Source organism: Pseudoxanthomonas sp. CCNWLY206-1, assembly GCF_039710385.1.
GTDB lineage: Bacteria > Pseudomonadota > Gammaproteobacteria > Xanthomonadales > Xanthomonadaceae > Pseudoxanthomonas_A.
This window is the reverse complement of record NZ_JBDKXI010000004.1, coordinates 302,265-311,855: the sequence shown is the minus strand read 5'-3', so window position 1 is coordinate 311,855 and position 9,591 is coordinate 302,265. Positions and strand designations below refer to the sequence as shown.

At 62.7% G+C, this 9,591-nt stretch carries 8 protein-coding genes; 3 read left to right on the top strand and 5 right to left on the bottom strand.

The annotated features are described in order from the left end of the window. Positions 1-807: 807 nt before the first annotated feature. Complete coding sequence (locus AADW18_RS11730; RefSeq protein WP_337343569.1) at positions 808-2,058, bottom strand: flavohemoglobin expression-modulating QEGLA motif protein; 1,251 nt, start codon at positions 2,056-2,058, stop codon at positions 808-810. A gap of 175 nt (positions 2,059-2,233) precedes the next feature. Continuing rightward, positions 2,234-3,331: a ribosome small subunit-dependent GTPase A gene (gene rsgA, locus AADW18_RS11725; protein ID WP_337343568.1), complete on the bottom strand. Its 1,098-nt coding sequence runs from the start codon at positions 3,329-3,331 to the stop codon at positions 2,234-2,236. Positions 3,332-3,423: 92 nt separating this feature from the next. Between rsgA and AADW18_RS11720 the strand changes: the two genes are divergently transcribed. Next, positions 3,424-4,704 carry an aminotransferase class I/II-fold pyridoxal phosphate-dependent enzyme gene (locus AADW18_RS11720; protein WP_337343567.1) on the top strand — a complete coding sequence of 427 codons (1,281 nt, stop codon included), beginning with the start codon at positions 3,424-3,426 and terminating at the stop codon, positions 4,702-4,704. 279 nt (positions 4,705-4,983) lie between these two features. Next, on the top strand, positions 4,984-5,625 hold the full coding sequence (locus AADW18_RS11715; protein WP_337343566.1) for an SGNH/GDSL hydrolase family protein: 642 nt from the start codon (positions 4,984-4,986) through the stop codon (positions 5,623-5,625). Positions 5,626-5,776: 151 nt separating this feature from the next. Here AADW18_RS11715 and AADW18_RS11710 read toward each other — a convergent pair whose 3' ends face one another. Beyond that, positions 5,777-6,613, bottom strand: a complete 837-nt coding sequence (locus AADW18_RS11710; RefSeq protein ID WP_337343565.1) for a polysaccharide deacetylase family protein — start codon at positions 6,611-6,613, stop codon at positions 5,777-5,779. Between the two features lie 39 nt (positions 6,614-6,652). Between AADW18_RS11710 and grxD the strand changes: the two genes are divergently transcribed. After that, positions 6,653-7,582, top strand: a complete 930-nt coding sequence (gene grxD, locus AADW18_RS11705) for a Grx4 family monothiol glutaredoxin (RefSeq protein ID WP_337343564.1) — start codon at positions 6,653-6,655, stop codon at positions 7,580-7,582. 233 nt (positions 7,583-7,815) lie between these two features. Here grxD and AADW18_RS11700 read toward each other — a convergent pair whose 3' ends face one another. Further along, complete coding sequence (locus AADW18_RS11700) at positions 7,816-8,355, bottom strand: DUF924 family protein (protein ID WP_337343563.1); 540 nt, start codon at positions 8,353-8,355, stop codon at positions 7,816-7,818. A gap of 382 nt (positions 8,356-8,737) precedes the next feature. Continuing rightward, positions 8,738-9,514: an AMP nucleosidase gene (locus AADW18_RS11695; protein WP_337343562.1), complete on the bottom strand. Its 777-nt coding sequence runs from the start codon at positions 9,512-9,514 to the stop codon at positions 8,738-8,740. Between the last annotated feature and the right edge of the window lie 77 nt (positions 9,515-9,591).

Sequence of the window (9,591 nt, the reverse complement as noted above, 5' to 3'; positions counted from 1 at the left end):
CTCTTCGCTTCTGTCGTGATCTGATGGGAAAAGCTCGCGGCGGGACGCCGCTCCTACAAAGGCGAACGACCATGACCCTGTAGGAGCGCCGTCTCGGCGCGAGCTCTTCTCTTCCATCGCGGTCTGACAGGAAAAGCTCGTGGCGGGACGCCGCTCCTACGAAGGCGAACGACCATGACCTTGTAGGAGTGCCGTCTCGGCGCGAGCTCTTCGCTTCTGTCGTGATCTGATGGGAAAAGCTCGCGGCGGGACGCCGCTCCTACAAAGGCGAACGACCATGACCTTGTAGGAGCGCCGTCTCGGCGCGAGCTCTTCTCTTCCATCGCGGTCTGATAGGAAAAGCTCGCGGCGGGACGCCGCTCCTACAAAGGCGAACGACCATGACCCTGTAGGAGTGCCGTCTCGGCGCAAGCTCTTCGCTTCTGTCGTGATCTGACAGGAAAAGCTCGCGGCGGGACGCCGCTCCTACAAAGGCGAATGACCATGACCTTGTAGGAGCGCCGTCTCGGCGCGAGCCCTTCGCTTCTGTCGTGATCTGATGGGAAAAGCTCGCGGCGGGACGCCGCTCCTACAAAGGCGAACGACCATGACCTTGTAGGAGTGCCGTCTCGGCGCGAGCTCTTCGCTTCGGTCGCGGTCTGATAGGAAAAGCTCGCGGCGGGACGCCGCTCCTACAAAGACGAACGACCATGACCTTGTAGGAACGCCGTCAGTCGCGATGAAGCGTTACCGGCAGAGCCTCATCGCGACTCACCAGTGCCGGCATGCCGGCACCACTCCCACAAAGAATAATTCTTGCCGCGCCTCTCAGATCGACGGCGTATCCAGCTGATCCATCCGGATTTTGTTGGCGAACAAGGAAAACGCCAGCATTCCCGCCAGGCCATTCGCGCGGCTGACCCATGGCGGCAGCCAACGCGGCGGCGCCAGCACGCCGCTGTCGAACAGCGGGTCGAAGGCTTGCACATCGCTCAAGGTCATCTTGCCGGCGAACAGCCTTCGACATAGCCGCAGCCGGTCCTGTTGCAGTGCGTGGCGAAAAAAGGTGTGCACGCCTATCAGTCCGCGCAGGTACACCGTGTCCTTGGTGAAAGCCGCGCCACCGTCGGTCGGCACACCGCGGAACACGCGTTGCGCGGAAGAGAAGCTTTCTTCCGGATTCTGGCCAGCGGCGATGAAGTAGCGAAATACCTCGATGAAGTTCGCGCCGTTCAGCGCCATCGCCACGGCATCGATACGCAAGCTGATGCGCTTCATCCGCTCGATGTCGATGCTGCCGGTGATCTGTTCGGCGAACGTAGCCAGGCCTTCCTGCGTGGCGGTGACGCGCGGCGATGACAGCGCAAGGCTGGGCAGGTGAAGTTGTTCTCGCCCGTTCAATGCGGTCAGCGAATGCACCAGCGCTTCGTGCTGCAGCAGTTGCCGCCGGTCGTAGTCGCTGAATGCCGCACCATGGCGTAGCCGGATACGGTTGGCCCCGGCGGCTGCCTTGGCGATCAGTTGAGGATCCAACTCCACGGTGATCACGCGGCTATCGAAGAAATCGTCCAGGTCGCTCTGCAACTGCAATTGCAGTGCGGTGGCCGAGACGGGAATCTGTTCCTCCGGTGCCAGCAATGCGTGATCCATGCCATTGGCGATGGCGATAAAGTGTTGTGCTGCTTCGCGCGTGGTCGGACCATGGCCCGGCAATGCTTCGTCCGGTTGACCGAACAGCGCCGCCGAATGAACGGTTACCTCCACTGTGCCCAGCGACTCCAGCAGCTGCGCGGCGATATCCCAGCTTTGCGCTGACTCGCGCAGATACGTGCCCAATGGGTGCGAGGGGTCGGCCGCCAACGCCACTTTCGCCAGTTCCCGCCGCGCGTCGCCGAAGTCCAGGCGTGGGTATTCGATCTGCGGCAGTTGCGGTTGACCGCGCGCGAATCCTTCCAGGAATGGCGCCTGCACCGTGGCCGGCCAACTCGCCAGGCTCAGCAGTTTGATGCCGCGCACCGCCTTGACCATGCGCGCATCGAGCGCGGCGTGATGGGCGATGTCGGGATTCATTTCAGTCATCGCGGAGCCTTTGCTTCACCTCCTCCCTTGCGCAAAGCGCAGGGGAGGACTGAGGAGGGGTGCTTTTGATCTTGCTTTAAGGTGCAGCAAGCGGTTGGCTTGTGCATGTATCTCGCAAAGAGCACTCCATCCGCCTTCGGCACCTTCCCCTGTAACAAGGGAAGGGAGTTTTCTTCTAGCGCTTGCCGTACTTGTCGTCCAATCGCTTGTTCAATGCTTTTCCTTGCACGCGCGCATCGGACTTCTGCGCCAGGCGCGCTGCCAATTTGTCGGCTGCTGCGGCGACTTCGTCGCGGAGTTTCAGATAGTTGTGGAAACGCTCTTCATCCAGCTCACCGCGTTCGATAGCGGCGCGCACTGCACAACCCGGCTCGCGCTGGTGCGAACAGTCGCGGAATTTGCATTGTTCGGCGAGCGCTTCGATGTCTGAAAATCCGCCTTCGCCCAGGTCTTCCTCGCCCGTCGGCTTCAGTTCGCGCATGCCCGGCGTGTCGATCAGGCACGCACCTGATGGCAGCGGAATCAGTGCGCGGTAGGTGGTGGTGTGGCGGCCGCGTGAATCGCTCTCGCGCACTTCGCTGGTCTTCATCCTCTCGTTGCCCAGAAGGGTGTTGGTCAAGGTGGACTTGCCGGCACCCGACGAGCCCACCAGCACCGCGGTGCGGCCGGGACCCAGCCAAGGCTCAAGTACCGCCACGCTGGCAGGGTCCTTGGCGTTCACTGCGTGCATCGGAATGCCTTGGATCGCGAGTTCTTCCAGCGTGGCGATCGCATCGGGGCCGTATTCGGTCTTGTCGGCCTTGGTCAGCACCACCACGGGCTGGGCACCGCCGCCGCCCACCAGCAGCAGGTAGCGTTCAATCCGGCGCGGATTGAAGTCCGCGTCCAGTCCGCAAACGATGAACACCGTATCGATGTTGGCGGCGATGACCTGCTGGTGATAGTGCTCGCCAGCGGCGCCGCGCTTGATCGCGGTATGCCGCGGCAGCAGCGCGACGATGCGCTTGCCTTCCAGCAGTACCCAGTCGCCCACCGCCGGCCGCTCATGCGCCGGGAACCGTGGGCGCTGCCATTCCGGCAGGGATTCGGCCTTGAGTGCGGCGCCGGGGGCGTTGGCGACCACATAGCCGGACCGGTGCTGTTCCACCACCCGCGCCGGAACCGCCTGGGGGTGGGCCGCGAAGGCCTTTTTCCAAGCCTCGTCCTCGGGGGTGCTGGCGTAGGGCCAGCCGATGGAACGGAGCGGGGCGAAATCCTGGAGTTCTGGCGTCATGGGGTGATTCTAGACGGCCCCTGAACTCCGCGCCGTCCGGACACCGGTTTTCCGCTAAGCTGGCAACTCGTTATTGCCCCTTCCGCCCCGCCATGCCTACTTTGAAGACCCGCGAACGCCTATCCGAAGTCCGTTACGAAATCCGTGGCGAATTGGCGCGGCGAGCCCGGGAGTTGGAGGCGCAGGGCCGCAAGCTGATCAAATTGAACATCGGCAACCCGGGTGCATTCGGGTTCCGTGCGCCGGCACACCTGCAGAAGGCGATCATCGGCGATATCGACCACACCGATCCCTACACCCATCAGCAGGGCCTGCCGGCAGCGCGCGAAGCCGTTGCGGCGGCCTATGCGCGTCGCGGTACGCCGCACGCCAGCGCCGACCGCGTGTTCATCGGCAATGGCGTCAGCGAACTGATCGATCTGTCGCTGCGCGCGTTGCTGAATCCCGGCGACGAAGTACTGGTGCCATCGCCGGACTATCCGCTGTGGTCGGCGGCGACCATCCTTAACGACGGCCGCCCGGTCTATTACCGCTGCGATCCGGAAAACGACTTCCTGCCCGATCCGAGCGAAATCGAAGCGCTGGTGTCTTCGCGCACTCGCGCCATCGTGCTGATCAACCCCAACAATCCGACCGGCGCCGCGTATCCGCGCGAGTTGCTGGAGCGGATCGTCGCCATCGCCGCCAAGCACAAGCTGCTGCTGATGGTCGACGAGATCTACGACCAGGTGCTGTACGACGGCGCCAAGTTCGAGCCCGTCGCGCCGCTGGCCGGTGAAGTGCCCTGCATCACCTTCAGCGGCCTGAGCAAGGTGCACCGCGCCTGCGGCTGGCGCGTCGGCTGGTCGGTGCTGTCCGGCGATGGCGAAGTGGTGCGCGATTTCCTGCACGCGATGGATCTGCTGAGTGCATTGCGCTTGTGCGCCAACGTGCCAGGCCAGTACGCCATCGAGGCGGCGCTCAACGGTCCGGATACTATTTCGGCGCTATGCACCCCGGGCGGCCGTCTGTATGAAACCCGCCGCGCGGTGATCGATGCCTGCGATGCCAGCGAGCATCTGGATCTGGTGGCACCGGCCGGCGCGCTCTATGCGTTCCCCGCCGTGATCGGCGACGCCGCGCGTGCTTTCGACGACCACAACTTCGCGTTGGACCTGATGGAAACCGAAGGCGTGCTGGTGGTGCCAGGCTCCAGCTTCAACGTGCCGTACCGCCACCATTTCCGCGTCACGCTGCTGCCGGAAGCCGCCACGATGCGCGAAGTATTCGCCCGCATTGATCGTGCTCTCACGCGCCGTGCCGAGGCGGTGACGAAGGTTGTCCCGATCAAGGCGAAGTCGCGGCCGCGCCTCGCGATAGGACAGAGTCAATAGCAATGAGACCGTCGCAACGGCCGGTGATTAGCGAATAACCGCTAAGTTGCTTGTCGTAGAGCGGAGCTTGCTCCGCTGCTCTTGCTCCGGAACGGAAAGCAGCCGAGCAAGCTCGGCTCTACCAGGAGCGCCGCCGGTTATTCATTATCGCTGGCCGTTGCGACGGCCTCATTGTTGTTGACTTGGAATTGTCGCGGGGCGCAGCTCCGCTCTACGACAGCCAGCGAGCAGGTAGAACTGCAGCTTTTGCTCTCCAGCATTCCGGAGCAAAATGAAATCATGACTACCACCCACACGACGGCCCTTGTCCCCGAGCTGCGCTATCTGGCACTCGGCGATTCCTACACCATAGGCGAAGGCATCGAAGAAGCCGGCCGCTGGCCGATGCAGTTGGCCCATGCATTGCGTGCCGAAGGCATTCCGGTCGCCGATCCGCACATCATCGCCACCACGGGCTGGACCACGGACGAGTTGGATGCCGCCATCACTGCGCAAGAACCGGTGGGTGAATACGACTTCGTCAGTCTGCTGATCGGTGTGAACAACCAGTATCGCGGCCGTCCCGTCGAGGAATACCGCGTGCAGTTCGCGGCGTTGTTGTGGCGCGCGATCGGCTTCGCCGGCAACCGTCCCGGGCGCGTGTTGGTATTGTCCATTCCCGATTGGGGCGTCACTGCGTTTGCGCAGCAGCAAGGCCGCGACCGCGATCAGATCGCGCGCGAATTGGATGCCTGCAATCTCGCCGCTCGCGAGGCCTGTTCGGCGCGTGGCGTCGCCTTCGTGGATATCACCGCCGTCAGCCGTGAACGCGGTAGCGATGTAAAGATGCTGGCCGAAGATGGTTTGCACCCTTCCGCCTCGATGTACGCCGAGTGGACGAAGTTGGCGTTTCCGGTTGCGCACCGGTTGCTTGCGGCCTGATCGAAGGACGGCTGAATTCCTTGTGGGAGCGACGTAAGTCGCGACGTTGATGTTTCCGGTCGCGACTTACGTCGCTCTCACAAGAAATTCCTCCACGCCTCGTAGAGCGCAGCTCCGCTCTACGACAAGCGGGATCCTCCACATGGATCCGTCACGCCGCTGCGTAGACATCCACGGCTTGGGCTCCACCGCCGGTCTGCCCCGGCAGCACACTGCGATATCCCTGCGCTTCCAGCCATTGCAGCAGTTCCGCCAGGATCGCCACGTTGTGGCCGTGCGCCGCGCCTTCGTGCAACAGCACGATGGCACCAGGGGAGATGTCGCGCTGGATGCGCGCCAATACCTGCGCCGGCTGGCAATCCACGCCGTCGAAACCACGCGCGCTCCACGCCATTCGTGCCAAGCCGTGACGCTTGAGCGACAGGCCGACGAACGGGTTGGTCATGCCCACCACGGACCGGAACCAGCGCGGTGTCTCGCCGGTAATGGCGGTCAGGATCGACTGGTTTCGGCCAATCTCATGCTCCAGACGCCACGGGCCCAGCCGCCAGAAGTGGGCATCCGGGTGGCTGGCGCTGTGATTGCCGATGCCGTGCCCCCGCCCGGCGATTTCCTTCACCAGCTCCGGCTGGGCCAATGCACGCTCACCCACCAGGAAAAAGATCGCCTTCGCGCCATGCTGGTCCAGCAGTTCCAGCATCGCCCGGGTGTCGTCGGAAGGGCCATCGTCGATGGTCAGCCAGACTTGGCGCCCGTCGGCGGGAAAGCGCGACAGCGCCGGGCAGAACAGCGTGGCGCGCGGGTGCAGGGTGCCCCAGAGCACCACCAGATGGGTCGCTGCCATTGCCGGCAGCCCCCATTGCCAGCCCCAACGCCACCACACCGCTGCCACGGCCACTTGCGACAGGGCCAACAGGCCCAATATCCAACCGGGATGGCGCGGTTCGCGATGCAATGTTGCTGCTTTAGTCATGCCCCATGATGCCATGCGGCGTAAAATCCTCTTTCCGTTTTCCGGTACCCATTCATGTCTCTCGACCCTGCTCTGCGTTCCCGCATCGAATCCCTTCTGCAGTCCAACCGCGTGGTGCTGTTCATGAAGGGCCAGCCCAACATGCCGCAATGCGGCTTCTCGGCCAAGGCGGTCGGTGCGCTCGGCGCGCTGGGCGTGGATTACGCTCACGTCAACGTGCTGGCCGACCAGGACATCCGCGAAGGCATCAAGGTCTACGGCGAATGGCCGACCATTCCCCAGCTGTACATCGACGGCGAGCTCGTCGGCGGCAGCGACATCATTGAACAGATGTCCAACTCCGGCGAACTGGCCACGTTGCTGGGCCTGGAAGCACCCGACCGCACGCCGCCCAAGATCACCGTTACGCCGGCCGCCGTCGACATGCTGCGCAACGCGGTGGAAGACGCGGGCGAAGGCGCCGCCCTGGCGCTATCCATCAATGCGCAGTACCAGCCGAATTTCCAGCTCGCGCAGTACGACGCCAATGCGATCGCCGCCGAATCCAACGGCATCCGCATCCAGTTCGATCTGGCCAGTGCACGCCGCGCTGATGGCATCACCATCGATTGGGTGGACGATATCCGCGGCAAAGGCTTGGCCATCGACAACCCGAATGCGCCCAAGCCGGTGCAGACGCTATCGCCCCAGGAAGCCGACGCCAAAATCCGCGCTGGCGAAGTGTTGCTGGTCGATGTACGCCCGGCCGACGAACGCGCGATCGCGGCGGTCTCCCTGCCGTTCAAGACGTTCGATGGCAACGGCCGCGCTGAGCTGGAAGCCTTGCCAAAAGACACCGCGATTGCTTTTTTGTGCCGTAGCGGTGCGCGCAGCCAGCAAGCGGCGGAAGAGTTTCTGGCCCGTGGCTTTACTGATGTCTACAACATCGCGGGCGGGACTAACGCCTGGGCTGATGAAGTGGATGCGGGTTTGGCGAAGTATTGATTTGTATCTCCCTTCTCCCCTTGGGAGAAGGTGCCCCGAAGGGGCGGATGAGGGCATGCGCTTTCAGATCGACGGATGAGTATCCGAGGACGGAATTCTTCTGCCCTCATCCGGTGCTACGCGCCACCTCGCCTCGCACCCCGGCCCTGCGCAGCGCGCAGGGCGTTCAGGCACGCACGAGCCGGTGGCTCGTAAGCCGCATGCCTTCACCCCGGAGGGAGAAGGGAAAAGCTCTACCCGCTAAACCCGCCACTCGCCAGATAATCGATCTCTTCCTGCGTCGACTCGCGACCCAGGGCTGAGTTGCGGTGCGGGAAGCGGCCGAAGCGTGCGATGAGGTCGTAATGCAGTTGGGCGTAGCGCATGTATTCGCCGTCGTCCAGCGCGCCGAATAGTTCCAGCGAGCGCTGCTGGTCCTCCAGCGACTCGGAATGCTCGAACGGCATGTAGAAGAAGATGCGTAGCGTCGGATCGACCTGATGGTCGAATCCAGCTTCCAACGCACGGCGTGCGTAATACCGCGCCAATCCGTCGGTGGCGTACGAATGCGCGCTGCCGCGGAAACAATTGCGGGGAAACTGATCCAACAGCACCATCAGTGCCAACGCGCCTTCCGCGGATTCCATCCATGTTTCACAGTCGCGGCGTGCGGCTGCGAAATGCGCTTCCAGGAAGCGGTCGCGGAACCGCACGTCGAACGCGCTGTCGTTGGCGAACCAGCGTTCCATGCCGGCTTCCTGCCAAAACTGCACCACCGTTGCGGGTTTTTCCATGCGCGTCACCGGTGATCGGTTTACAGGCATTGGATTGTGCCGGACCGGTAGCTGCCGGCGTAGATTGGGTTTGCCATCGAACTTCCAGGCCTGGAGAGACAGGGAGGATAGTGCAAATCGTGTCCGGAAAACGTCGTTGCTGGTGCGAGTCGTCCGGCTGGCAGTGAGATCGCTTCTGAACCGCCCGCCAAGCTTGAGTTGGCTTAGCTTCATGCAGAACCGAGATCCGATGTTGACTCTCATGGCGATACCGCATCTTTGTGGTAGCGACGTAAGTCGCGACCGGAAACGTCAACGTCGCGACTTACGTCGCTACCACAAGGAACTCATTCGAACGTTCGTAAAGCCGACTTCTCAAGCTAACGGAACCTCGCGCGACCCATCACTCATCGAACCGCAAATGCCGCACCGATTTTCCATTGCGGCGAATCAGCTTCAATGCCTCGATGCCGATGGTGATGTGGTTTTCGACGAACTGGCTGCTGACCTTGGCGTCTGAGGCTTCGGTCTTGATGCCTTCCGGGATCATCGGCTGGTCGGACACCAGCAGCAATGCGCCGCAGGGAATGTGGTTGGCGAAACCGGCGGTGAAGATGGTGGCGGTTTCCATGTCAATGGCCATGCAGCGCAGCTTGCGCAGGTATTCCTTGAAGGTGTCGTCGTGTTCCCACACGCGCCGGTTGGTGGTGTAGACCGTGCCGGTCCAATAGTCGTGGCCCAGGTCGCGGATCATGGTGGAAACGGCGCGCTGCAACGCGAACGCCGGCAGCGCCGGGACTTCCGGCAACAGATAATCGCTGGAAGTACCCTCGCCGCGGATCGCCGCGATCGGTAGCACCAGGTCGCCCAATTCGTTCTTACGCTTCAGTCCGCCGCATTTGCCCAGGAACAGCACCGCCTTGGGCATGATGGCCGACAGCAGATCCATCATGGTCGCAGCGTTGGGACTGCCCATGCCGAAATTGATCATGGTGATGCCGTCGAAGGTGGCGCTGGCCATCGGCCGGTCCAGGCCGACGATGGGCGCGCCCGTCAGCGCGGAGAAGGTATTGAGATAGCCGCCGAAATTGGTCAGCAGGATGTGCTCGCCGAACTGATCCAGCGGCACGCCGGTATAGCGCGGCAGCCAATTTTCGACGATGTCGTTCTTGTCTTTCATTGCTCTTGTCCTTTTGTTGTTTTTTTCGCCATTGTGGCATGAGCCTTACTCCATGCACTTGGCATCGGCGCCGTCGC

What these genes read in the sequence shown, in the direction of transcription:
- AADW18_RS11730 (WP_337343569.1), bottom strand. Translation starts at nt 2,058, where the DNA reads ATGACTGAAATGAATCCCGACATCGCCCATCACGCCGCGCTCGATGCG.
- rsgA (WP_337343568.1), bottom strand. Translation starts at nt 3,331, where the DNA reads ATGACGCCAGAACTCCAGGATTTCGCCCCGCTCCGTTCCATCGGCTGG.
- AADW18_RS11720 (WP_337343567.1), top strand. Translation starts at nt 3,424, where the DNA reads ATGCCTACTTTGAAGACCCGCGAACGCCTATCCGAAGTCCGTTACGAA.
- AADW18_RS11715 (WP_337343566.1), top strand. Translation starts at nt 4,984, where the DNA reads ATGACTACCACCCACACGACGGCCCTTGTCCCCGAGCTGCGCTATCTG.
- AADW18_RS11710 (WP_337343565.1), bottom strand. Translation starts at nt 6,613, where the DNA reads ATGGCATCATGGGGCATGACTAAAGCAGCAACATTGCATCGCGAACCG.
- grxD (WP_337343564.1), top strand. Translation starts at nt 6,653, where the DNA reads ATGTCTCTCGACCCTGCTCTGCGTTCCCGCATCGAATCCCTTCTGCAG.
- AADW18_RS11700 (WP_337343563.1), bottom strand. Translation starts at nt 8,355, where the DNA reads ATGGAAAAACCCGCAACGGTGGTGCAGTTTTGGCAGGAAGCCGGCATG.
- AADW18_RS11695 (WP_337343562.1), bottom strand. Translation starts at nt 9,514, where the DNA reads ATGAAAGACAAGAACGACATCGTCGAAAATTGGCTGCCGCGCTATACC.